19 protein-coding genes and 1 pseudogene are annotated in these 23,263 nt (G+C 66.9%); 13 read left to right on the top strand and 7 right to left on the bottom strand.

What is annotated here, in order from left to right; translation table 11 throughout:
• Positions 1-4: 4 nt before the first annotated feature.
• Complete coding sequence (locus tag ACV959_RS03365; protein WP_475738513.1) at positions 5-3,520, bottom strand: indolepyruvate ferredoxin oxidoreductase family protein; 3,516 nt, start codon at positions 3,518-3,520, stop codon at positions 5-7.
• A gap of 302 nt (positions 3,521-3,822) precedes the next feature.
• Here ACV959_RS03365 and ACV959_RS03360 point away from each other — a divergent pair, with 302 nt between their 5' ends.
• The 3 genes from ACV959_RS03360 (at position 3,823) to ACV959_RS03350 (ending at position 7,382) form a co-directional block, all read left to right on the top strand.
• Positions 3,823-4,464 carry a DUF1007 family protein gene (locus ACV959_RS03360; protein ID WP_475738512.1) on the top strand — a complete coding sequence of 214 codons (642 nt, stop codon included), beginning with the start codon at positions 3,823-3,825 and terminating at the stop codon, positions 4,462-4,464.
• A complete protein-coding gene (locus ACV959_RS03355) occupies positions 4,461-5,477 on the top strand; it encodes a nickel/cobalt transporter (protein ID WP_475738511.1) in 1,017 nt (338 codons plus the stop codon). The genes ACV959_RS03360 and ACV959_RS03355 overlap by 4 nt, the downstream gene beginning before the upstream one ends.
• A 141-nt stretch (positions 5,478-5,618) precedes the next feature.
• Positions 5,619-7,382 carry an AMP-binding protein gene (locus ACV959_RS03350; protein ID WP_475738510.1) on the top strand — a complete coding sequence of 588 codons (1,764 nt, stop codon included), beginning with the start codon at positions 5,619-5,621 and terminating at the stop codon, positions 7,380-7,382.
• On the opposite strand, the gene ACV959_RS03345 is transcribed toward ACV959_RS03350, so the two are convergent.
• Genes ACV959_RS03345 through ACV959_RS03335 form a run of 3 tightly spaced genes read right to left on the bottom strand, consistent with a single transcriptional unit; the run spans position 7,364 to position 10,390 of the window.
• Entirely contained in the window at positions 7,364-8,632 is a 1,269-nt protein-coding gene (locus ACV959_RS03345; RefSeq protein WP_475738509.1) for an adenosylmethionine--8-amino-7-oxononanoate transaminase, read from the bottom strand. The two genes, ACV959_RS03350 and ACV959_RS03345, sit on opposite strands and share 19 nt — an antisense overlap.
• A 1-nt stretch (position 8,633) precedes the next feature.
• The gene (gene bioD / locus ACV959_RS03340; RefSeq protein ID WP_475738508.1) at positions 8,634-9,260 is read right to left on the bottom strand and encodes a dethiobiotin synthase; all 627 of its coding nucleotides are present in this window, start codon (positions 9,258-9,260) and stop codon (positions 8,634-8,636) included.
• On the bottom strand, positions 9,257-10,390 hold the full coding sequence (locus tag ACV959_RS03335) for an 8-amino-7-oxononanoate synthase (RefSeq protein ID WP_475738507.1): 1,134 nt from the start codon (positions 10,388-10,390) through the stop codon (positions 9,257-9,259). The genes bioD and ACV959_RS03335 overlap by 4 nt, the downstream gene beginning before the upstream one ends.
• A 144-nt stretch (positions 10,391-10,534) precedes the next feature.
• On the opposite strand from ACV959_RS03335, the gene ACV959_RS03330 reads away from it, so the two are divergent.
• The 10 genes and pseudogenes from ACV959_RS03330 to ACV959_RS03285 form a co-directional block, all read left to right on the top strand.
• A complete protein-coding gene (locus ACV959_RS03330) occupies positions 10,535-11,017 on the top strand; it encodes a methyltransferase family protein (RefSeq protein ID WP_475738506.1) in 483 nt (160 codons plus the stop codon).
• Between the two features lie 22 nt (positions 11,018-11,039).
• Positions 11,040-13,796 (top strand): heavy metal translocating P-type ATPase, encoded by a 2,757-nt coding sequence (locus ACV959_RS03325; RefSeq protein ID WP_475738505.1) that lies wholly within the window; start codon positions 11,040-11,042, stop codon positions 13,794-13,796.
• 66 nt (positions 13,797-13,862) lie between these two features.
• Positions 13,863-14,738: an SDR family oxidoreductase gene (locus ACV959_RS03320; RefSeq protein ID WP_475738504.1), complete on the top strand. Its 876-nt coding sequence runs from the start codon at positions 13,863-13,865 to the stop codon at positions 14,736-14,738.
• A 70-nt stretch (positions 14,739-14,808) separates the two neighbouring features.
• Positions 14,809-15,534, top strand: coding sequence for a flagellar basal-body rod protein FlgF (gene flgF, locus ACV959_RS03315; RefSeq protein ID WP_475738503.1), 726 nt, complete (start codon positions 14,809-14,811; stop codon positions 15,532-15,534).
• Positions 15,535-15,538: 4 nt separating this feature from the next.
• Positions 15,539-16,873, top strand: a complete 1,335-nt coding sequence (locus ACV959_RS03310; protein ID WP_475738502.1) for a FliI/YscN family ATPase — start codon at positions 15,539-15,541, stop codon at positions 16,871-16,873.
• 43 nt (positions 16,874-16,916) lie between these two features.
• Positions 16,917-17,453: a MotE family protein gene (locus ACV959_RS03305; RefSeq protein ID WP_475738501.1), complete on the top strand. Its 537-nt coding sequence runs from the start codon at positions 16,917-16,919 to the stop codon at positions 17,451-17,453.
• On the top strand, positions 17,450-18,178 hold the full coding sequence (locus ACV959_RS03300) for a flagellar basal body L-ring protein FlgH (protein ID WP_475738500.1): 729 nt from the start codon (positions 17,450-17,452) through the stop codon (positions 18,176-18,178). Before ACV959_RS03305 ends, ACV959_RS03300 begins: the two co-directional genes overlap by 4 nt.
• Before the next feature lie 12 nt (positions 18,179-18,190).
• Entirely contained in the window at positions 18,191-18,727 is a 537-nt protein-coding gene (locus tag ACV959_RS03295; protein WP_475738499.1) for a flagellar basal body-associated FliL family protein, read from the top strand.
• Positions 18,724-19,443, top strand: a complete 720-nt coding sequence (gene fliP, locus ACV959_RS03290; RefSeq protein ID WP_475738498.1) for a flagellar type III secretion system pore protein FliP — start codon at positions 18,724-18,726, stop codon at positions 19,441-19,443. Before ACV959_RS03295 ends, fliP begins: the two co-directional genes overlap by 4 nt.
• 433 nt (positions 19,444-19,876) lie before the next feature.
• Positions 19,877-20,692, top strand: a pseudogene (locus ACV959_RS03285) (transposase); the annotation flags it as partial.
• A gap of 108 nt (positions 20,693-20,800) precedes the next feature.
• On the opposite strand, the gene ACV959_RS03280 reads toward ACV959_RS03285, so the two are convergent.
• The 3 genes from ACV959_RS03280 to ACV959_RS03270 all read right to left on the bottom strand — a co-directional run bounded on the left by ACV959_RS03280 (position 20,801) and on the right by ACV959_RS03270 (position 23,160).
• Entirely contained in the window at positions 20,801-21,478 is a 678-nt protein-coding gene (locus tag ACV959_RS03280) for a 4'-phosphopantetheinyl transferase family protein (RefSeq protein WP_475738497.1), read from the bottom strand.
• Between the two features lie 2 nt (positions 21,479-21,480).
• A complete protein-coding gene (locus tag ACV959_RS03275) occupies positions 21,481-22,530 on the bottom strand; it encodes an NAD(P)/FAD-dependent oxidoreductase (RefSeq protein WP_475738496.1) in 1,050 nt (349 codons plus the stop codon).
• 240 nt (positions 22,531-22,770) lie between these two features.
• Positions 22,771-23,160, bottom strand: a complete 390-nt coding sequence (locus tag ACV959_RS03270; protein ID WP_475738495.1) for a 2Fe-2S iron-sulfur cluster-binding protein — start codon at positions 23,158-23,160, stop codon at positions 22,771-22,773.
• Positions 23,161-23,263: the final 103 nt, after the last annotated feature.

Below are 23,263 nucleotides of genomic sequence, written 5' to 3'. Positions count from 1 at the left end.
CGCCTCACTCGGCCGCGAGCTTCACCGAGGCCGGGCTGCGGAACTCGGCGTAAAGGCGCTCGCGCTCGACCTCGGCGGCCGCGATGTGACGGGCCTTGACATGGCCGAAGCCGCGAATCTTTTCCGGCAACCGCGCCAGCCCGACGGCGGCGGCGTGATTCTCGGGGGTGAGCGAGGCGAGAATCTCGTCGATCAGCGCCTCATAATCGGCCAGCAGCCTGCGCTCCACGACGCGGTCGTTGTTGAAGCGGGTGACGTCGAACCAGCGGCCGCGAATCCATTTGAGCTTCGCGAGCAGCTTCATGACCGTGAACATCCACGGGCCGAAGGCGATCTTGCGCGAGCCCCCGAAATCGGTCTTGCGCTGAAGGAAGGGGATCGGCGGCGCGAGATGCAGTTCGAGCTTGAGATCGCCCTCAAAGGTCTCGGAAAGCTGGCGCTGGAAGGCGTCGCTCGTATAGAGGCGCGAAACCTCGAACTCGTCCTTGAAAGCCATCAGTTTGAAGAGATAGCGCGCGACCGCCTCGGTCAGCTCGGTCGAGCCCGGCCCGCGCGCCTTCTCGAGCTTCGCGACGGCGTCGACGCGGGCGCGATAATGCGCGGCATAGGCCTCGTTCTGATAATCGACCAGATAGGCGGCGCGGCGCTCGATGATTTCCTTGAGCGTCTTCGAGCGCTGGCGCGCCTCGGTCGGCCGGCGCAGCGACTCCACCACCGCCTCGACGCTCTTCATGTCGTGCGCGGCGCGCCGTCCCCAGAGAAAGGCCGAGTGATTCATCGGCACGGATTCGCCGTTCAGCTCGATCGCCCGCAGGATCGCGGCCTCGGAGAGCGGGACATAGCCCTTCTGCCAGGCGTAGCCCAAAATGAAGATATTCGCGGCGATGGAATCGCCGAGCAGCGCCTGCGCGAGCGCGGTCGTGTCGATGAAGATCGACTCCGGTCCCCCAGCGCGACGGATCGCCTGCTTGATTTCCTCGGCGGGCAGCACGAAGTCGGGATTTCGCTCGATGTCGCCGGGGAAGACCTCGGCGCTGTTGACGAGCACATGCGTCCTGCCCTGCTCCACGGCGGCGAGCACCTGCTTGGCGCCCGCGACGACGAGATCGCAGCCGAGCATGAGATTGGCCTCGCCCGCGGCGATGCGGATGGCGTGGACCTCGGCGGGCGTGCGGCCGATCTTCACATGGCAATAGACGGCGCCGCCTTTCTGCGCGAGGCCGGCCATGTCGATGACGCCGACCCCCTTGCCTTCGAGATGCGCGGCCATGCCCAGTATGGCGGAGACAGTGACGACGCCCGTGCCGCCAAGGCCCGCGATGAGGATTCCGTAGGGCGTCTTGCCGATCTCGGCGATCTTCGGCTCGGGAAGCGCCGGCTGGCCGCTCGCGTCCTCCTTGGTCGGCAGCGGCGCCTTCTTCATCTTCGCGCCATGCACGGTCACGAAGCTCGGGCAGAAGCCTTCGAGGCAGGAGAAATCCTTGTTGCAGGCAGACTGGTCGATGCGGCGCTTGCGCCCGAATTCCGTCTCGACCGGCTGCACGGCCACGCAGTTCGACGCCGTTCCGCAGTCGCCGCAGCCCTCGCAGACGAGTTCGTTGATGATGACGCGCGCGTCGGGATCGGGAAAGAGGCCGCGCTTGCGCAGGCGGCGCTTCTCGGTCGCGCAGGTCTGGTCGTAGATGAGGACGGTGACGCCCGCCGTCTGCGACAATTCGCTCTGCACCTCGTTGATGACGTTGCGGTGATGGATCGTGACGCCCGGCGGCCAGGCGATGGTCGGCGGATATTTGCCCGGCTCGTCGGAGACCAGCGCGATCTTCTTGACGCCCTCCGCCGCGACCTGGCGCACGATCGCCTCGACGGTCAATTCGCCTTCGTGCTTCTGGCCGCCGGTCATGGCGACGACGCCGTTGTAGAGAATCTTGAAGGTGATGTTGGTGTTCGTCGCGACGGCGAAGCGGATGGCGAGCGATCCCGAGTGGTTGTAGGTGCCGTCGCCCAGATTCTGGAACATGTGCTTGCGGGTCGAGAAAGGCGCCTCGCCGATCCAGGTCGCGCCCTCCCCGCCCATATGCGTATAGCCCTCGGTGGCGCGGCCCATCCATTGCGCCATGTAATGGCAGCCAATGCCCGTATAGGCGCGAGCGCCCTCCGGCACATGGGTCGAGGTCGAATGCGGGCAGCCGGCGCAGAAATGCGGCACGCGCACCGTCACGTCGGTCATCGTCCGGCGGCGGTCCTGCAGGCGCTCCAGCCGCCGCACCCGCGCCTCCAGCTCGTCGGAGGCGTGATATTTGAGCAGGCGGCGGCCGATCGCGATGGCGATGTCGTTGGCGTCGAGCGCGCCCTTCACGGGGAAGAGCCAGTCGCCGCGCTCGTCCTTCTTGCCGACGCAGACTGGCTGATTGGCGGCGCCGTAAAGCTCCTCGCGCAGTTGCACCTCGATGAGCGAGCGCTTCTCCTCCACGACCATGACGAGATCGAGGCCGCGCGCGAACTCATGAACGCCCTTGGGCTCGAGCGGCCAGGGCGCGGCGATCTTGTAGAGGCGCAGGCCGAGGTCGTTGGCCCGAACCTCGTCGATCCCGAGATCCTCGAGCGCCTGCCGCACGTCGAGATAGGACTTGCCGACGGTGACGATCCCGATCTTGGGATCGGCGCCGCCGGACGTGATGATGCGGTTGAGCCGGTTGGCGCGAATGAAGGCGAGCATCGCGTCGCGCTTGCTCTCCTGCAGCCGCTCCTCCTGCGCCAGCACCGGATCGGCGGGGCGAATGTTGAGCCCGCCCGGCGGCATGACGAAATCGGCGGGAATGATCGGCTGCACGCGATCGAGCGAACCGTCGATCGAGGCGGTGGACTCCACCGTGTCCTTGAGCAGCTTCAGCCCGACCCAGACGCCGGCGAAACGCGACATGGCGAAGCCGTAGAGGCCGTAGTCCAGAATTTCCTGCACGCCGGCGGGCGAGAGGATCGGCATCATCACGTCGACGAAATGATAGTCGGACTGATGCGCGGTGGTGGAGGACTCGGCGGTATGGTCGTCGCCCATGAGCGCGAGCGCCCCGCCGTAGCGGGAGGTGCCGGCGAGATTGACGTGGCGCAGCGCGTCGCCGCTGCGGTCGACGCCCGGTCCCTTGCCGTACCAGATCGAGAAGACGCCGTCATATTTGCCTTCGCCCCGCATCTCGGCCTGCTGCGCGCCCCAGACGGCGGTGGCGGCGAGATCCTCGTTGAGGCCAGGCATGAAGAGGATGTCGTTGGCGTCGAAAAGGGCCTTCGCCTTGTGCATCTGCGCATCGACGCCGCCGAGCGGCGAGCCGCGATAGCCGGTGATGAAGCCCGCCGTTCTGAGGCCTGCCCGCCGGTCGCGCTCTTTCTGCATCAGCAGCAGGCGCACGATCGCCTGGGTGCCGGTCATCAGCACGCGGTCGCGGGAAAGGTCGAAACGGTCCGAGAGGCTTGCCTCACCGAAGGCGGAGCCGGGTTTCAGGTCGCCGGCGACGTTTTCCGCCATTCATGAACTCCCTGCGCGAAACGGCGATGCGCGCGTGGTTCGTGCGCCAGAACGCAAATACGACAAGGAACGAGGACCTGATGACCTACTTAGAGGTCCCGACGCCAGGATCGAGCCGCCGCTTCCGTCTCGATCCGGCGGCCGAGCCGCGCGACGCATCCCACATGCGCGACCTCATATAAATGCACTCTATGACAGAGCGGATGACGTTTTCAAGAACCCATATGATATGATGCACAGGGACGACTCCAGCGGATCGCGCGCCCCGTTTTCGCCGATTTCGCACCCTAACCGGGAGAGAAATGAACCTCCGATCCATCTTTATGGCGGCGCTCTTCGCGCTCGCAGGGAGCGCCGCGGCGAGCGCCCACCCCCACGTCTGGGTGGCCGTCCGCAGCGAAGTCGTGTTCGGCAAGGACGGGAAGATTCTCGGCGTCCGCCACGCCTGGGAGTTCGACGAAATGTATTCGGCCTTCGCCGTCCAGGGCCTGGGCAAGGACGGAAAGCCGCCGACCCGGGAAGATTTGGCGCCGCTGGCCAAGACCAACGCCGAATCCCTCGCCGAATTCGACTATTTCACCTTTGCCAAGCAGGGCGGCGCCAAGGCGGCGTTCAGGCCCGCCGAGGACCTTTATCTCGACGCCAACGAGAAAAAGATCGTCACGCTCCATTTCTTCCTGCCGCTGGAGACGCCGGTCGCGGCCAAAAAGCCCTTTTCCTTCCAGGTTTACGACCCGACCTATTTCGTCTCCTTCGGGCTGGAGAAGAAGGAGCCCGTGAAGCTCGCCGACGCGCCGTCGGGTTGCTCGGTGAGCCTCGTCGACCCCGCGCCGCTCGCCGCCGCGGACAACCAGAAGCTCAGCGAGGCCTTTTTCCAGAACATGTCGCCCGGCGCCGACTTCGGCGTGAAGCTCGCGACGCGCGCGATCGTGGCCTGCCCGTGAAATTGACGAGACCGGGCTTCGTCGCGGCGGCGGCCGCCGCCGTCGCTCTTCTCGCCGTCGAGCCGGCGCTCGCCCAGCGCCATCCCTTCGCGGTCGGCGGACAGGAGGCCGCGGGCGCGGCCCAGGGGCTCGCTGGACTGATCCTCGCCTGGCAGAGCAAGTTCCATGCGGAGCTTCAGGCCGCCGCCCGGGCGCTGAGGACCGGCCCGCACGCCTTTTTCGCGCTTGCAGGGGCGAGCTTCGCCTATGGCGCCTTCCACGCCGCCGGGCCAGGCCACGGCAAGGCGGTGCTCGCCTCCTACATGGTGGCGAACGAGGTTCAGCTGCGCCGGGGACTCCTGCTCGCGGCGCTGGCCGCCCTGCTTCAGGGTCTGGTCGCGATCGCGCTCGTCGGTTCCGCGGCGCTGGTCTTCCACGCCACGGCGGGACAGATGACCGACGCCGCCCGTGCGGTCGAGGTCGCGAGTTATCTCGCCATCGCGGCGCTCGGCGCGCGGCTCGTCTGGACGAAGGGGCGGGGCCTCCTCGCCGCGTTGCGCGAGCCCGACATCGCCCTCGCGCCCGCCGGCGGCGGCGCCGGACGCTTCGTTTGCGAAGCCGTCGACGATCCCGCCCATGTGCACGGCCCCGGCTGCGGCCACGCCCATGCGCCCGACCCCGCGACGCTCTCCGGCCCCGGCTTCCGTTGGGGCGACGCGCTGGCGACCGTCGTAGCCGCCGGCCTCCGGCCCTGTTCCGGGGCGATCCTCGTTCTCGTCTTCACCCTGTCGCAGGACAATTTCGCGGCTGGCGCGGGGGCCGTGCTGGCGATGTCGGCGGGAACCGCGATCACGACCGGCGCCCTCGCGGCGACCGCGGTCTACGCCAAGACTCTGGCGCTGCGCTTCGGCGGGCGCGGCGCGCGACGCGCGGCCCTCCTCGCGCGCGGCGCCGAACTCGCCGCGGCGGTTCTCGTCCTTTTCTTCGGCCTTGCGCTTCTCGCCGGCTTCGGGCTGTCGCGCGGCGCGGCGTGACCCGAAGCCCCTCGCGGCAACGCAAAAATAATCATCCCGCGCGCGTCGCATCACATCCGCGACGGACGCGCTATCTTTTCAGTCGGAGCGATTCGCACGCGCAGACCGGGACGCAACCCGGCGCGCAATTGGGAGGCTGACATGACGGGCCAGGAGCAACAGGCGGACCCCTATGCGGCGCGGCCCTGGCTCGCCTCCTATCCGCCGGGCGTTCCGGCCGAGATCGGCGACTATTCCACCCTCGTCGACATCTTCCGCGACAGCGTCGCGGCCTTCGCCGACCGTCCCGCCATGGAGAGCTTCGGCGCGCGGATGACCTATCGCGAGCTGGGCCGCGCCGCCGACGCCCTCGCGGCATGGCTGCAATCGCGCGGCCTCGAAAAAGGCGACCGTGTCGCGATCATGTCGCCCAACGTCCTCGCCTATCCCGCAATCATCTTCGGCGTGCTGATCGCCGGCGGCGTGGTCGTGAACGTCAATCCGCTCTACACGCCCGGCGAACTCGAGCATCAGATCAACGACGCCGGCGCGCGCTTCATTTTCGTGTTCGAGAATTTCGCCCATACGGTAGAGGCCGCATGGCCAAGGATGAAGCTCGAGCGTGCGATCGTCGTGAAGCCCGGCGACCTCATGGGTCTCAAGGGGTTCCTCGTCAACGTCGTCTCCCGCTATGTGAAGAAAATGGTCCCGGCCTATGAACTGCCGGGCGCGACGCCCTTCTCGCAGGCGCTGCGGGCAGGCGCGCAGGAGACGCTGAAGCCGGTCGCGGTCGCGCGCGACGACGTGGCCTTTCTGCAATATACAGGCGGCACGACCGGCGTCGCCAAGGGCGCTGTGTTGCTTCACCGCAATGTCGCGGCAAATGTCGAGCAGTCATGGTCGTGGCTGAAATGGTATCTGGAGCCGCGCGGTCCGCATACGATGGTGACGGCGCTGCCGCTCTATCACATCTTCGCGCTGACGGCCTGCTGCATTCTCCTCATCAAGACCGGCGGCTGCTGCCTGCTCATCGCCAATCCGCGCGACCTGAACGGCCTCGTCGCGACGCTGCGCAAGTCGCGTTTCACGCTTTTTTCCGGCGTCAACACGCTCTACGCGGCGCTCGCCGACCATCCCGACATCCGGAAAGTCGATTTCTCCGGTCTCGCCATGAATATTTCGGGGGGCATGTCGACCCAGGAGGTCGTCGCCCATGAATGGAAGGCGCTGACCGGCAAGCCGATCGTGGAGGGCTACGGCCTTTCCGAAACCTCGCCGATCGTGACGACGAACCGTCCCGACATCGCCGAATTCACCGGCGGCATCGGCTATCCGCAGCCCTCGACCGAAATCTCGATCCGCCGCGAGGACGGCTCACCCGCGCCGCTGGGCGAACGCGGCGAACTTTGCGTGCGCGGACCGCAGGTGATGCCGGGCTACTGGCGACGTCCGGACGAGACGGCGAAAGTGATGACCGCCGACGGCTATTTCCGCACCGGCGACATCGCGATTATGCAGCCCGACGGCATGGTGAAAATCGTCGACCGGCTGAAGGACATGATCCTCGTCTCTGGCTTCAACGTCTATCCCAACGAGGTCGAGGCCGCGCTCGTCGAACACCCGAAGGTGAAGGAAATCGCCGTCATCGGAGTGCCGTATGAACATTCCGGCGAAGCGCCCATGGCTTTCGTCGTCGCGCGCGATCCGAGCCTCACGCGCGAGGAGTTGCGCGCCTTCGCCCATGAAAGGCTCACCGGCTACAAGGTGCCGAGATTCTACGAATTCCGCGACAGCCTGCCGAAAACCAATGTCGGCAAAATCCTGCGCCGTGCGCTCAAGGAGGAGTTCATGGCGCGGGAGAAGGTCGTCGCCGACGAGGGGCGCGGCATGAGCGTGAAGACGGAGATTCAGCGCGAGCAGAACTGATCCGCCGCTGCGTCGATCGCCTCGTAGACGAGATCGAGATCCTCTCCCGTCACGCAATAGGGCGGCAGAACATAGATCGTGGCGCCGAGCGGCCGCAGCAGCAGGCCGCGCGCATTGAAGAAGCGGATTAGATCGAGCCCGATGGCGGCGAGATAGCCGTTCTGCGGCGCCTTCAGATCGAACGCCGTGATCGTGCCGAGCCGCCGCACGCCGGAAAAACGCGCGTCATTCTCGAAACGCGCAGCGCGTTCGGCCTGGAGCGCGCAGAGGCGAGCGAGACGCGCGCGCGCATCCGTCTTCTCCCAAACGTCGAGATTGGCGAGCGCCGCTGCGCAGGAGATGGGATTGGCGGCATAGGAACTGGAATGAAAAAAGGCGCGCGCGCGATCCGGCGCGTAATGGGCGTCGAAAATCTCGCGCCGGCACATGGTGACGGCAAGCGGCACGGCGCCGCCGGTGAGTCCCTTGGAGTAGCAGGCGATATCTGGAACGACGCCGGCCTGCTCGCAGGCGAAGAGCGTCCCCGTGCGGCCGAAGCAGGTCATCACCTCGTCAGCGATGAAGAGCGTACGATGCGCCTCGCAAATGCGCTTCATCTCGGCGAGCGTCTGCGCGCCATAGGTCAACATGCCGCCAGCGCCGAGAATGAGCGGCTCGACGAGAAAGGCGGCCGCGCCCGCGCGGCATAAGGCCTCGAGCGCGTCGAGCGTTTCCTGCTCCCTGCCCTGCTCCGGAAAGGGAACGCGCGCGACGTCGAAGAGCAGCGGCTCGTAAGGCGCGTTGAAGACGGAGCGCGCGCCGGCCGACATGGTTCCGACCGTATCGCCGTGATAGCTGTGCTCCAGCGCGACGACGCGCGCGCGCGGCTCGCCGCAATTGCGCCAGTAGCCCAGCGCCATCTTGATCGCGACCTCGACGGCGGTGGAGCCGCTGTCGGAATAGAAAACGTAATCAAGCCCCAGCGGCGTGATCTCGACGAGGCGACGCGCGAGCGCTTCCGCCGGTTCATGCGTGAAGCCCGCGAAGATGATTTGATCGAGCCGCTCGGTCTGCGCGCGGATCGCGGCCATGATTTCCGGCCGGCGGTGGCCATGGGTGATGACCCACCAGGAGGAGATGGCGTCGAGAAAGCGCGTTCCGTCCTCCGCCGTGAGCCAGGCGCCTTCGGCGTGCGCGATCTTGAAGGCGCCGGGCTGGAGCGCGTGCTGGGTGAAGGGCCGCCAGACGGGCGAATCAGTGACGAGGCTCATTTCAGGCGAAATCCTCGCGCGAGAAGGCCGCGTCGAAGGCCGCGCGCAGCGTCTCCCGGTTCAGCGGATCGAGTCGCGGCAGGCGGCCGAGCGGCTTCACGGCGCCCATGCGCGCGATGGTTTCCTGCGGCGCGGCCTCCTCGTCGCCGACGAAGGCGACGCCGTGGATCGGAATGTCGCGGGCGCGCAACGCCTCGATCGTCAGCAGGCTGTGGTTGATCGTGCCGAGCGCCGTGCGGGCGACCAGGACGACGGGCAAACGCCAGCGCGCGAGCACGTCGATCGTCAGCGTGTCGTCGGCGAGCGGAACCATGACGCCGCCCGCGGTTTCGATGACGAGGGGACCGTCGACCCCGGGCGGCGAGAGACGCGCGGGGTCGATCTCGACGCCCTCCGCCCGCGCCGAGATATGGGGCGAGGCCGGAAGCTTCAGCCGCCACGCCTCGGGCAGGATGCGCCCGGGCGCGGCGCCCGTGAGGCGAGCGACGGTTTGCGAATCCGTTTCCTCCTCCAGCCCCGACTGCACCGGCTTCCAGTAATGCGCGCCGAGCGCGCCGACGAGCGCGGCGGACATGATGGTCTTTCCGACGCCCGTGTCGGTTCCGGCGATGACGAATATACGCTTCACGGCCCAGCCTTTCCGAGTTCCTCCACAAGATCGGCGACCATCTGCGCGACCTGCGCCTCGCTCGCATGCAGGGTGAGCGACAGACGCAGACGCGCGCTTCCCTCCGGCACGGTCGGCGGGCGGATCGCACGAATGTCGTAGCCCCGCGCACGCATGCGCGCCGCGAGCGACAGGGCGCGCGCATCGGCGCCGACGATGATGGGCTGGATGTGCGAACCGGACGGCGCGACGCCGCAGAAGCGCCGCAAGTCGCGCCCCGCGAGATCGACGCGCGCGGCGAGCGCGGCGCGGCGGTCGTCTGCCGCTTCGACGACCTTCAGGGCGGCGCGCACGCAGGCGGCGACGAGCGGCGAGGGTGCGGTGGCGAAGATGAAATTGCGGGCGCGATTGACGAGAAAATCGCGCAGGGGCGACGCGAGGCAAACCAGCGCGCCGCTGACGCCCAGCGCCTTGCCGCAGGTGTGGATCGTGACGACGTTCTCGCGTCCTTCGAAAGACGCGGCGAGGCCGCGCCCGCCCGGCCCGTAGACGCCCGTCGCATGGGCCTCGTCTACGAGCAGGAAAGCCTCGCGGCGCTCGGCGACGCGCATCAGATCGGAGAGCGGCGCCGCGTCGCCGTCCATGCTATAGAGGCTTTCGACGGCGATCCAGGCGCGGCCGGTTCCGCCCTCCGCCCGCCAACGCCGGATGGCCTCGTCCAGCGCGCTCGCGTCATTGTGCGGAAAGGCGGCGCGCGGCGCGCGGGAGAGCCGCATGCCGTCGTGCGCGCTCGCGTGAATGAGCGCGTCGTGGAAAATCATGTCGCCGCGCTGCGGGAGCGTCGCGAGCAACGCCTCGTTTGCCGAGAATCCGGCGCCAAAGAACAGCGCGCTTTCCGCGCGGAAGAACCGCGCCGCCTCCTCCTCCAGCGCCTCATGCTCCGAATGGTTGCCGCGCAAGAGTCGCGAGCCGCCGGCGCCGACAGGAACGCCGCGCGCCAGCGCCGCCGCAGCGGCCGACGCGAGTTCCGCCGACTCAGCGAGCGCGAGATAGTCGTTAGAGGCGAAATCGAGCCCCGCTCTCGGCGCGAGCGCGCGCAGCCGGTCGCGCGCGGCGAGGCCTTCGAGATCGGCCCGGAACCAGTCAAGCATCTGCGCGCACGCGGGGTCGTCCCTCCGTCAAATCGCGGGTTTGGTAAAGGCAGGCCGGGAACGGGTCAAGGATGCGCGGGCCTGGCGGCAGGGTTGAAAATTAGGGTGCGGGTCGCAATGTTGAAGGGGTCCGGAGTCCTTCCCATGCCCCCCGAAGACGCAGAATCTCCGCCCGCCCGCGCGCCCTGGCCGCCGATCCTGATCGCGGCGGCGATTCTCGCGGGAATCGCGCTGGACCATGCAAGCGGCGGCGCATTGCGCGGCGCCCTTGCCTTTCCCGGCGCGACGGCGGCCGGCGGCGTCCTCGTCGCGCTCGCGCTCGCAAACGATCTGTGGTGCGCGCTGATTTTCCAGCGCCGCGGGACCACGATCATGCCGCATCGCGCGGCCTCGGCGCTCGCGACCGAGGGGCCGTTTCGCTGGTCGCGCAATCCGATCTATGTGTCGCATGTCGCGGTCGTCCTCGGCGTCGGGCTTCTGATCGGCTCGCCCTTCACGATTCTCCTCGCGCCGCTTCTCGCCGTCGGGCTGCAAAAGCTTTCCATCGAACCGGAAGAGCGGCATCTTCTGCGCAAATTCGGCGACGACTACAGGGCCTATATGGCGCGCACGCGCCGCTGGCTCTAGTTTCCAGACAGAGGAACCGACCATGACCGCCGGAACGCAAGAACTCGACTTCAACGTCCGCGGCATGACCTGCGCCTCGTGCGTCTCCCATGTCGAAAAGGCGCTGAAGGCGACGCCGGGCGTGACCGCCGCGAGCGTCAATCTCGCAACCGAGCGCGCCGACGTCGCGCTCGCGCCGGGCGCCGACCCGGCCGCGCTGGCGAAGGCCGTCGCCGACGCGGGCTACGAGCCGGTCGTCGACACCATCGAACTCGGCGTGGGCGGCATGACCTGCGCCTCCTGCGTGGCGCATGTCGAAAAGGCGCTGAAGGCCGTGCCGGGGGTGCTGGAGGCGAGCGTCAATCTCGCGACCGAGCGCGCAAGCGTGCGCGCCCTCTCCGGCCCCGGCCTCGCCGACCGGCTGCGCCGCGCCGTCTCCGAGGCGGGTTACGAGCCCCGCCTCGTCGAGAGCGACGCGGGCGCGACTGACCGCGAACGCGCGCGGCGCGAGGAAGAGATGCGCGCCCTGCGCTTCCGTCTCATCGTGTCGGCCGTTCTCACCCTGCCCGTCTTCGTGCTGGAAATGGGCGGGCACATGATTCCCGCCTTCCATCACTGGGCGATGGGAACGATCGGCGAAGCGAGAATTCGGGAGATTTCTTTCTTCTTCGCCACCGTGGCGCTCTTCGGCCCCGGCCTGGCGTTCTTCCTCAAGGGCGTTCCCTCCCTGCTGCGCCGCCAGCCGGACATGAACGCGCTCGTCGCGGTGGGCACGCTCAGCGCCTATCTCTATTCGGTCGTCGCGACCTTTCTGCCTCACGTGCTGCCGGCGGGCGCGGTCCATGTGTATTACGAACCCGCCGTCGTCATCGTCACGCTGATCCTCTTCGGGCGATTCCTCGAGGCGCGGGCCAAAGGCCGCACTTCTGAAGCGATCCGCGCGCTCGCGAAATTGCAGCCCCGGACCGCGCGGATCGAGCGCAATGGCGAAACCGTCGACGTCGACATCGACGAGGTGAAGGTCGGCGACATCGTGCTGGTGCGTCCCGGCGAGCGCATTCCGACGGATGGCGTCGTGACCGCAGGCCAGTCCTATGTCGACGAATCCATGGTGACGGGAGAGCCTGACCCCGTCGGCAAAGCCCCCGGCGCCGTCGTGACCGGCGCGACCGTCAACGGCTCGGGCGCCTTCTCCTTCCGCGCGACGCGGGTCGGCGCCGATACGACGCTCGCGGGCATCATCCGCATGGTGGAGCAGGCGCAGGGGACGAAGCTTCCCATTCAGGCGATGGTCGATCAGGTCACGGCGGTCTTCGTGCCGGCGATCTTCGCCATCGCCGCCGTCACCTTCGTCATCTGGATGCTCGTCGGGCCGGAGCCGCGCCTGACCCACGCGCTGGTCGCCGCCGTGGCCGTGCTCATCATCGCCTGCCCTTGCGCCATGGGGCTCGCCACGCCTGCCGCCATCATGACCGGCACTGGCCGCGCGGCGGAGCTCGGCGTGCTGTTTCGCAAGGGCGAGGCGCTGCAAACCCTGCAGGACGTGACGCTGATCGCCTTCGACAAGACCGGCACGCTCACTTTCGGCAAGCCGCGCCTCACCGATCTCGTCCCGGCGCCGGGCGAGAGCGGCGACGAGGCGCTGCGGCTCGCCGCGAGCGTCGAGGCGCAATCCGAGCATCCGGTCGCCGCCGCCATCGCCGCCGCCGCCAGGGATCGGGGCCTCGCAGTCGCGCCGGCGGAAAACTTCGAGTCCGTGTCCGGCATGGGCGTCGCCGGCGTCGTCGAGGGCCGCAAGCTCGCCGTCGGCGCCGCGCGCTACATGGCGTCGCTGGGCTTCGACGCGACGGTCTTCGACGCGAGCGCCGCGACGCTCGCCGCCGACGGCAAGACGCCTTTCTATGTCGCCGTCGACGGCAAGGTGCGCGCCATTCTCTGCGTCGCCGACGAATTGAAGCCGACGACGAAACCCGCCATCGACGCGCTGCACGCCATGGGCGTGAAGACCGCCATGATCACCGGCGACGACGCCCGCACGGCGAACGCCATCGCCCGCCGTCTCGGCATCGACAAGGTCGTCGCGGGCGTGATGCCGGACGGCAAGGTCGCGACGCTGGAGCGGCTGCGGGAAACGGACAAAGTCGCCTTCGTCGGCGACGGCGTGAACGACGCGCCTGCGCTCGCGGCCGCGGACGCGGGCATCGCCATCGGCACGGGCACGGACATTGCGATCGAGGCGGCGGACGTGGTGCTGATGTCGGGCGATCTCGCCAAAGTGCCGGCGGCGCTGGCGCTGTCGCGCGCCACCATGCGCAACATCAAGCAGAATCTGTTCTGGGCCTTCGGCTACAATGCGCTGCTCGTGCCAGTCGCCGCCGGCGCGCTCTACCCCGTCAACGGCGCGCAACTTTCGCCGATGCTCGGGGCCGGCGCGATGGCGCTGTCGAGCGTATTCGTTCTCACCAATGCGCTGCGCCTGCGCCGCTTCCAGCCGCCGGTTGTCGCGGAGACGCCGATCCCCGCCGGGACACAGACCGTCGCGCCCGCGCCCGAAACGGCGCCGGCCCCGATCGAACAGGACAACCAGGAGAAGACGATGACGACGTTCAACGTGAAGGACATGACCTGCAACATGTGCGTGAAGCACGTCACCAAGGCGGTGCAGGCCGTCGAGCCCGGCGCTGATGTGAAGGTGGATCTCGCGACCGGAAAGGTCGAGGTGTCGCCGACCCCGAAAGACCCGGCGGCGCTCGCCAGGGCGATCACCGAAGCGGGCTATCCGGCGCAGATCGCGGCCTGACGCAAGAGAATCGCGCGGCGTCGCCGGCGCCGCGCGACGCCCTGAGGTTTCAACAGGAATGCGCGAATGACCCGCTCGCTTCACGGCAAGACGCTTTTCATCACCGGCGCGAGCCGCGGCGTCGGCCTCGCCATCGCGAAGCGCGCGGGGCGCGACGGGGCGAATGTCGCCATTGCGGCGAAAAGCGTCGCCGAGAATCCGAAGATCCCGGGCACGATCTATACGGCGGCGGCCGAGATCGAGGCGGCGGGCGGCAAGGCGCTCGCGCTCGCCTGCGACATCCGCTTCGACGATCAGGTCGAGGCCGCCGTGAAAAAGACCGTGGAAACCTTCGGCGGGATCGACATTCTCGTCAACAACGCCAGCGCCATCGATCTGCGCGGCATTGACCTTCTGGAGATGAAACGCTTCGATCTGATGCATCAGATCAACGCGCGCGGAACCTATCTTTGCGCCCGGACCTGCCTGCCCTTCCTGCGCAAATCGGAAAATCCGCACATACTCACCCTCTCGCCCCCGCTCGACATGAACCCGAAATGGTTCGCGCCGAACCTCGCCTACACCATGGCGAAATATGGAATGAGCCTCGTGACGCTGGGCCTCGCCAAACATCTCGCGCGCGAGGGCGTCGCGGCGAATTCGCTTTGGCCCGAGACGGCCATCGCGACGGCGGCGGTCGGCAATCTTCTGGGCGGGGACGAAATCATCCGGCGCTCGCGCAAGCCGGAGATCGTCGCCGACGCGGCGCATGCGATCCTTACGCGCCCGGCGCGCGCCTGCACGGGCAATTTCTTCATCGACGTGCGCGTGCTGGCGGAGGAAGGCGTCCGCGACGTCACGTCCTATTCGGTCGACCCGTCGCAGGAGGCCGTGCTCGATTTTTTCCTGGACGAGCCGATCAGCGCCAACGTGCGCAAATCGGCCTTCCACGCGGGGAAATAGTCCGCGACAAACGCAGGCTCGCGCAAGCTTGCGCGGTGATTCTGCGCCCGCGTGCAATCAGCGGGTCGCCATGCAATCGGCTTTCTATGTTTCGCTCTCCTCGCAGGTCGCGCTGGACAAGCGGCTGACGACCATCGCGGAAAACGTCGCAAACGCGTCGACGATCGGCTATCGCTCGACCGGCGTGAGTTTCGACGCGGTCCTCTCCAAGGCGTCCGCCACGCCGACCGCCTACGCCTCGGCCGGGACGGACTTCATTTCCCGCGCCTCGGGCGGGCTGACCAAAACCGACAATCCCTTTGACGTCGCGGTCATCGGCGACGCCTGGCTCGCCATACAAACCCCGCAGGGCGTGGCCTACACCCGCGACGGCCGCATGAAGATGCTGGAAACGGGAGAGGTCCAGACCATCCTCGGCTTCCCTGTGCTGGACGCAGGAAATGCGCCCATCGTGCTTGATCCGACCCTCGGTCCGCCCATGATTTTCCGCGACGGCATGATCAATCAGGGCGATCGGCAGGTCGGCGCGCTCGGGCTCTTCGAAATCGACGAGGCGGCGACCCTGCGGCGCGGGGAGAACAGCAGCGTCATTCCCTCGATCCCCGCGACGGCGGTGGTCAATTTCACGAGAAACGGCGTCGCGCAGGGACATCTCGAGAGCGCGAACGTCGATCCGGTCGGCGAGATCACGAAGCTCATCCTGGCGCATCGCACCTTTGAGAGCGCCACGGCCGCCTATGACATGATGGACGCCGCGCAGCGCAACGCCGTGCGCACGCTGGGCGGAGGGGCCTAGCGCGATGGCGGACGCGCTCACGCGGCTGCGCGACGCCGTCGAGAGTTTCGCGCATGACAGAAGCTGGCTGCGCGTCGGCGGTCATGTGACGGAGGTCACGCCCTCGCATTTTCGCGTGGACGGGCTGAACCCCTTCCTGCGTCTCGACGATTGCGTGCTGCTCGAGGGCGAAGGACGGGCCTTCCATGGCCAGGCGATCCGCCTCGACAGAAGCGGCGCGCTGGTCAAATCCTTCGAAAGCAACGCGGGCGTCGGACTCGGCGCGCGGGTGACGCTCACGGGTCCGATCGAGATTTCCCCGCACGGGAGCTGGAAGGGCCGCGCGCTCGACGCGCTGGCGCGGCCGATCGACGGGCGCGGCGCGCTCACGCGCGGCGACGCGCGGCGACGCCTCGACGCGCCGCCGCCCAAGCCCATGTCGCGCGCGCGGGTTACGCAAGCGGCGCCGACCGGCGTGCGCGCCATCGACGCCTTCACGCCGCTTTGCCGCGGCCAAAGGATCGGCGTCTTCGCGGGCTCCGGCGTCGGCAAGTCGACCCTGCTTGCCATGATGAGCCGCTCCTCGGCCTTCGACGCCGTCGTGATCTGCCTCGTGGGCGAACGGGGACGCGAGGTGCGCGATTTTCTCGACGAGGTTCTCGGGGGAGATGCGACGAGGGCCGTCGTCGTCGTGGCGACGGGCGACGAAAGCCCGATGATGCGCCGGCTGGCGCCGCTCACCGCGACCTCGATCGCCGAATATTTCCGCGAGCGCGGGGAATCGGTGCTTCTGATCATGGATTCGGTCACGCGCTACGCCCATGCGCTGCGCGAGATCGCGCTCGCCGCCGGAGAGCCGCCGGCCGCGAACGGCTTTGCGCCCAGCGTCTTCGCCGATCTGCCGCGTCTGCTTGAACGCGCGGGCCCCGGCATGGAGGGCGGCGGAAGCGTCACGGCGATTTTTTCCGTGCTCGTCGACGCGGACAATCACAACGATCCGATCGCCGACTGCATTCGCGGCACATTGGACGGCCACATCGTGCTGGAACGCGAGATCGCGGAACAGGGACGCTATCCGGCGATCAATATTCTCAAATCCATCTCGCGCCTCGCGGATCGCGTCTGGCGCGCGGACGAACGCGAGGCGGTCGCGAAAATGCGCGCCCTCGTCGCGCGATACGAGGACACTCGCGACCTGCGCCTGCTTGGCGGCTATCAACCCGGCGCCGACGCGGCGCTAGACCGCGCCGTACAGGCCGCGCCGAGGCTCTACGATGCGCTCAAACAGTCGCCTGGCGGCGCGCCGAGCGTGAACGCGATCGCGGAGCTTTCGGCCGCGGTGGCGGGGCTGCTCGATTGACGCGAGGCACGCGCAAGCTTGCCCGGTCAATGATCGACGCGTGATGAATGTCGAACGCCTTCAACGATCCGCCCTGCGCGCCGCCGCCGCATGGACTTTCGTTTTCATCGCCGCGCTCGACGTCGGCGCGGAGGCGTCTCGCGCGCAAACGCGCGACAGGCGGGAAGGCGGCTCCAGCGCAAAGGAAATCGACCGATATTGCGCGGATGTCGCGGCCTCCGTCGAAGCGATCCGCCTGGAACGCAAGCAAAAGCAGCTCGTCGAACTCGAGACGCAACTTTCCGCCCGCGTCGCCGAGCTTCAGTCCAAACAGGGCGAACTGCGCGCCGCGCTCGATCGCCTCGACGCTTTCGAGAAAAAAAGCAACGAGGCGCTCGTCGCGCTTTATGCGCGAATGAAGCCGGACGCTGCGGCGGCGCAACTCGCGGAGCTTGAGGACGACGCCGCAGCCGCCCTGATGTTGCAGCTCAAGCCGAAAATTTCCAGCGCCATCCTCGGGGAGATGGAGCCCGGGCGCGGGGCGGCGCTCATCAGGAAAATCTCCCAGATACGCGCCGCGATCAGCGGAAAGAAACCATGACGCGTCTATCGCTTTCCTGCGCGTCGGCGCTTCTGCTCGCGGGCTGCGCGACCGACCCGCGGGATTTCACCCGCGAGCCTCATATGACGCCCGTCGGCAGCGGGCTGAATTTTTACGACGACCAACTGCCCGTCGGGGCGCTCTCCACGAATTCGCTGGGGCCCGGAATGCATCTCGACGACAATCGCGTGAATCTTTTTCGCGACGTTCGCGCGATGAGCGTCGGCGACGTCGTCACTGTGGTCATTTCGATGGATGATCGCGCGATCCTCGGCAATTCGACGGATCGCTCCCGCGACTCGAAGATCAGATCGAAATGGACCTTCCTCCTCGACCTCATCCCGCAACTCGGCGGCGCCAGCGGAACCCAGACCAAACAGACCGGCGCATTTCAAAACGACATCGATTCGAAAACGGAGACGCAGGGTCAGGGAACGATCAATCGCTCCGAACAGATGCGGCTCACGCTGGCCGCCGCCGTGACGGCGGTGCTCCCGAACGGAAATCTGGTTTTGCACGGCTCGCAGGAAATTCGCGTGAATCAGGAGCTACGCGTCCTCACCATCGCCGGCATTGCGCGTCCGCGCGACATCAACAAGGACAATTCGATCTCCTACGACAAGATCGCGGAGGCGCGCGTCTCCTACGGCGGACGCGGGCGCCTGACTGAAGTTCAGCAGCCGGCCTGGGGCCAGCAGCTCTATGACACTTTTGTTCCATTCTGAGGAGTCGCGCGCATGTCAGCGCAAGCTCGCAGCAAAGATCCCGCGACGCCCGGGAAAGTCGGCGGGTCCGTCGCAGCCGTGGCGATGGCGACGGTTCTCGCCGCTGGCGGCGGCGGATTTTTCGGCTATGCGGTTCTTGCGCCGCCGCCGAGCGAAGGCGAGGCTCCCGCCGCAGCGCAGTCGCAGGCGCACGCGCCAGGCGTGGAGGGGCGTCATGGCGCGCCGCCCCCGGCGAAACCGAAGCCCTCCAATGCAAAGTTCGCGGTGAAGGAGCTTCCGCCGGTCGTCACCAATCTCGCGCGCCCGGCGACGAGCTGGATTCGTCTTCAAGCGGCCATTGTTTATGACCCGAAGGACGTTCCCCATATCGACGCGATGACGGCGGCTCTGATGTCCGACATCACCGCCTTCCTCCAGACGCTTGAGTTGAATGCTGTCGAGGGACCCGACGGGCTTCGGCGGCTCCAGGAAGAACTCGCAGGGCGCGCCTCTACCCGGTTCGAAAAAGGCTTGCGCGACTTCATCATTGAAACGCTGGTGATCCAATGAGGCTCGCGGTCTTCTTTTTGCTCCTGCTGACATCCGCCCCGGCCTTCGGCGATACGCTGGATCTCAACGCATTGCTGCCGCCCGGCGCGGGCGCCGCCAGCGCCCGAATGATCCAGCTGCTGGGAGCGATCACCATCCTTTCGATCGCGCCGGGATTGCTGGTGATGGCCACGAGCTTCACGCGCTTCGCCATCGCGCTTTCTTTCCTGCGGTCGGGTCTGGGGCTTCAGAGCACGCCCGCAAATCTGGTGCTCGTGAGCCTCTCGCTTTTCATGACGTTCTACGTGATGAACCCGGCCGCCGAGTCGGCCTGGCGATCCGGAGTGAAGCCGCTCCTCGAAAACCGGATCGACGAAGCCGCGGCGTTGGAGAAGATCTCGGAGCCGTTCCGCGAGTTCATGCTGGCGCATGTCCGCGACAAGGACCTGCGCCTGTTTCAGGATCTGCGCGCGAGCGGCGGCGACAAAGACAAACCCTCGCTCGACGCGCTCATTCCGGCCTTCATGATTTCCGAGCTGCGCCGCGGCTTTGAAATCGGATTTCTGATCGTCGTTCCCTTTGTCGCCATCGATCTGATCGTCGGCGTGCTGACCATGTCCATGGGCATGATGATGCTGCCGCCGTCCACGATTTCCCTTCCGGCCAAAGTGCTTTTCTTCGTGCTGATCGACGGCTGGAATCTCCTCGTTGGAAGCCTCATCCGGTCCTATGGTTAGGAGCGCGTTGCGGGAAAGACAACGGAATCTGGCGGCTCAAGTTGCGGTTCAGCTATTTGTTTTGGTGAGATCATTCCAGTCGCTCTCATGACTCCATGCCGGCGTGACGAGGCGTCAACGCGGAATGCTCCGCGGTTTGGTCTGAGCCCGTCAGCTCTCCGCGAGCGAGCTTCGTCGAAGGGTTTTCTTGGCGCCCTTCGCCTGATCGCTAATGCGCTAGCGGGAGCGCCGGTCCGCGGTTGCGGGAAGGCGAAACACGCCCTTCGGTCGGGAGACTCGCACATGGGCCAAGATTTAACTCGCCAAGCTCCTGTGCTTGGCCGGAAACATCCGGAGCGAAGCGCGGATCAGAGAGTGGAAAGCTTTGGCTGCAGGCGCCCCGTCTGACTGCGACAAATTGGTCGGGCCGAAGGCGGCAAGCTTGACCGGGGATAAACCGATGATCCGGGACTGCCGCCTCGCATTTCCGCTGTTCCGCGGCAGGCCGCCCTTCGATCCGGTGATGATGTTCAAGATCCTCGTCATCCAGGCGATGGACAATCTCTCCGACGAGCGCGCCGAGTTTCTCATCAACGACCGCATGTCCTTCATGCGCTTCCTCGGCCTGTCGCTCGCCGACCGGGTTCCCGACGCCCGCACCATCTGGCTGTTCCGCGAGAAGCTCACAATGGCTGGCGCGATCGAGCCGCTCTTTGCCCGTTTCGACGCGGCGCTGCGCGCCTCGGGCGATATCGCCATGTCGGGCCAGATCGTCGACGCGACGCTGGTCGCCGCGCCCAAACAGCGCAACACCGAGGACGAAAAGAAGGCGATCAAGGAGGGGCGCATTCCCGAGGGTTGGGCTACGACGCCCGCGAAACTGCGGCGGAAAGATCGCGACGCGCGTTGGACCGTGACGTTCAGCAAGGCCAAGGCGCGGCCCGATGGAACGAAGCCCCCGGTCGACGTCGCCATCCCGACCTTCGGCTATCAGAACCATATCGCGATCGACCGCGGTTTCGGCTTCATCGGCCGCATTCATCGCAAGAAGCCGAAGGGGCGCCCCATGCCCGACGCCGTCCGTCGGGCGAACGCCATGAAATCGACCGTGCGCTCGCGCGTCGAGCATGTCTTTTCCGGGCAGAAGGAAAGGATGGGCCTTTTCATCCGAACGATCGGCGTCGCGCGCGCCAGGGTCAAAATCGGGATGGCCACCCTCGTCTATAATTTCAAGCGGCTGGTCTTCTGGCGCAGGATCGCCGCCGCCTGAGGCTCCGCCCAGGCGGAGCGGCGCTGCTGGCGCACGCCAAACTCATCACGGCGTCGACCCTCCGCGCGCAGTTGCGTGACGAAGTCCATGGTCGAATGGATTGCGCCGCTATAACAGGAGCCCCGCCGCCGTCTGGCGGAAATCGACCGCGATATCCGCCCGCGCCGCGACCGCGAAATGAAACGATCCGCGCCGCCAATGCGCGGCGCTCCAGTCCTGCGGCGCGCCGTCGCGCATCGTCACGCGCGTCGGATCGAGCGCGACGACGAAACCGTCCAGCGCCCGCGCAAGTCCCTGCCCGGTCGCCTTAACGACCGCCTCCTTCAGCGTCCAGATCGCGAAAAACGCCTCGCGGCGCGCAGCGCCGTCGAGTGTCCGCAGCAGCGCGACCTCCTCGGGCGCGAAGAAACGTTCGGCGAGTTTCATGCTGTCGGCGCGGCGATCCGCCGATTCGACGTCGACGCCGACCTCAACGCCTTCCGCGATCGCCACGGCCGCCATGCCGCGCGTATGCGTCAGGCTGAAGCGCAGATCGCAGGGTGGATCGAGGAGATAAGGTTTGCCCCGAGCCGCGGCCGCGAAGCGCCAGTCCTGCGGCGGCCGGTCCGCGCGCTTGGAGAGCGCCGCGCGCAGCAGGGCGTGGGCGGCGACATAGGAGCGCCGGTCGTCCTCGAAATAAAAGCGCGCGGCGCGCGCGCGCTCCTTCTCGTCCAGAAAGGCGGCGAGCGCCAGCCATTCTTCGGGCGCAACGCCCGAAACGTCCAGCGCCCGGACCGCGACCTCCACGCTCAGGAGACGCCGAGCTTCTTTTGCAGATTGGTCGACGACGTCGTGTACTGGAACAGGAGCTTCTTCTCCGGAAAGATGTAGCGATGCGCCTTCTGCGCTGCGAGGGCGCCCTCATGGAAGCCCGACAGGATGAGCTTCAACTTTCCCGGATAAGAGTTGATGTCGCCCACGGCGAAAATGCCGGGGTGGCTCGTCTCGAATTTCTCGGTGTCGACCGGGATGAGATTTTCGTGAAGCTGGAGGCCCCATTCGGCCACCGGGCCGAGCTTCATGGTGAGCCCGAAGAAGGGCATCATGCGGTGGCAGGGCAACTGTTCCTCGGCGCCGTCGTTGCCCTTGAGCGTGACGCTCGCAAGCTGGCCGTCGGCCCCCTGCACCGCCGTGATCTGGCCCAGCCGGAAGGAGATCTTGCCCTCCTTCACCAGCTCCTGCATGGCCGAAACCGAATGCGGCGCGGCGCGGAAGGCGTCGCGGCGATGGACGAGCGTCAGGCTTTTCGCGATGGGCTGGAGGTTCAGCGTCCAGTCCAGGGCCGAATCGCCGCCGCCGACGATGACGACGTCCTTGTCGCGGAAATCCTCCATGCGGCGCACGGCGTAAAAGACCGACTTACCCTCATATTGCTCAATCGACGGGATCGGCGGCTTCTTGGGCTGGAACGAACCGCCGCCGGCCGCGATGACGACGACCTTGGCGTGGAAGACCTTGCCGGCGTCGGTGGTGAGGCGGAAAGAAGGCTTCTCGGCCGTGCCGAGCGAGGTCAGCGTCTCGACCATCTCGTTGAAATGGAAGGTCGGGCCGAAGGGTTCGATCTGCTTGAGCAGATTATCCGTCAGTTCCTGGCCGGTGACGATGGGGAGGCCCGGAATGTCGTAGATCGGCTTCTCGGGATAAAGCTCCGAGCACTGGCCGCCCGCGCGCGGCAGAATGTCGATGACATGGCATTTGATGTCGAGAAGGCCCAGTTCGAACACCGCGAAAAGGCCAGCGGGGCCGGCGCCGACGATGACGACATCGGTTTCGATCGCGGCTTCGTTGAGCTGGTTCATATCCCTAATCCTTAACTGTCTCGCTGGCGGCGCAATCCGCCCGTTCCGGCGGCGATAGGGCGGCATTCCCCTCGCGATGCGATCGGGAGCGGCCAGGCGGATCGGGGGAGGAGATCGAACGCGGCCAACCGCCGGCGGATGAGCCATCCGCCGCCGCCCGGGTTCGTCTATCGCATTCCTCGAAAGATGCAACGCCAAACCGCTGCGGCGCGACGCCGCCGCGGTCTCGCGGAGGCCGGGTCAGCCCTGCTGGGCGGGAGTCGTCACTACCAGCCCGTCGAGTTCCGGGCGCACCGTGATCTGGCAGCACAGGCGCGAATTCGGCCTCACGTCGAAGGCGAAGTCGAGCATATCCTCTTCCATCTGGGACGGCTTGCCGGTCTTTTCCGTCCATTTTTCGTCGACATAGACGTGGCAGGTGGCGCAGGCGCAGGCGCCGCCGCATTCGGCCGCGATTTCGGGGATGTCGTTGCGCCGCGCGGTCTCCATGACGGTGGAGCCGACCTCGCCCTCGACGGTGCGGGCCTGGCCCTGCGAGTCGACGAAGGTGATCTTAACTTTCGTGGGCGCGCCGCCGCCCGGTTCGGCGCCGTAGCGGGTGGCTCTTTCGTCGAAGCTGATTTTCACCATGACGCCTGTCTCTTCCCTCGCGCCGGCCGCCAGCAAGAGATGCGGCGGTTCGCGGCTGCCTGCCCCTTCCGGAATCTGCCGCGCTCGATTAGCACCGGCCCGT

This window comes from Methylocystis sp. Se48 (assembly GCF_056269425.1).
Note: the sequence above shows the minus strand (reverse complement) of the source record. Positions and strands in the feature narration are given on the sequence as shown.

Coding starts and splice junctions, on each gene's coding strand:
- ACV959_RS03365 (WP_475738513.1), bottom strand. CDS start 3,520: ATGGCGGAAAACGTCGCCGGCGACCTGAAACCCGGCTCCGCCTTCGGT.
- ACV959_RS03360 (WP_475738512.1), top strand. CDS start 3,823: ATGAACCTCCGATCCATCTTTATGGCGGCGCTCTTCGCGCTCGCAGGG.
- ACV959_RS03350 (WP_475738510.1), top strand. CDS start 5,619: ATGACGGGCCAGGAGCAACAGGCGGACCCCTATGCGGCGCGGCCCTGG.
- ACV959_RS03345 (WP_475738509.1), bottom strand. CDS start 8,632: ATGAGCCTCGTCACTGATTCGCCCGTCTGGCGGCCCTTCACCCAGCAC.
- ACV959_RS03335 (WP_475738507.1), bottom strand. CDS start 10,390: ATGCTTGACTGGTTCCGGGCCGATCTCGAAGGCCTCGCCGCGCGCGAC.
- ACV959_RS03330 (WP_475738506.1), top strand. CDS start 10,535: ATGCCCCCCGAAGACGCAGAATCTCCGCCCGCCCGCGCGCCCTGGCCG.
- ACV959_RS03325 (WP_475738505.1), top strand. CDS start 11,040: ATGACCGCCGGAACGCAAGAACTCGACTTCAACGTCCGCGGCATGACC.
- ACV959_RS03320 (WP_475738504.1), top strand. CDS start 13,863: ATGACCCGCTCGCTTCACGGCAAGACGCTTTTCATCACCGGCGCGAGC.
- flgF (WP_475738503.1), top strand. CDS start 14,809: ATGCAATCGGCTTTCTATGTTTCGCTCTCCTCGCAGGTCGCGCTGGAC.
- ACV959_RS03310 (WP_475738502.1), top strand. CDS start 15,539: ATGGCGGACGCGCTCACGCGGCTGCGCGACGCCGTCGAGAGTTTCGCG.
- ACV959_RS03305 (WP_475738501.1), top strand. CDS start 16,917: ATGAATGTCGAACGCCTTCAACGATCCGCCCTGCGCGCCGCCGCCGCA.
- ACV959_RS03300 (WP_475738500.1), top strand. CDS start 17,450: ATGACGCGTCTATCGCTTTCCTGCGCGTCGGCGCTTCTGCTCGCGGGC.
- ACV959_RS03295 (WP_475738499.1), top strand. CDS start 18,191: ATGTCAGCGCAAGCTCGCAGCAAAGATCCCGCGACGCCCGGGAAAGTC.
- fliP (WP_475738498.1), top strand. CDS start 18,724: ATGAGGCTCGCGGTCTTCTTTTTGCTCCTGCTGACATCCGCCCCGGCC.
- ACV959_RS03275 (WP_475738496.1), bottom strand. CDS start 22,530: ATGAACCAGCTCAACGAAGCCGCGATCGAAACCGATGTCGTCATCGTC.
- ACV959_RS03270 (WP_475738495.1), bottom strand. CDS start 23,160: ATGGTGAAAATCAGCTTCGACGAAAGAGCCACCCGCTACGGCGCCGAA.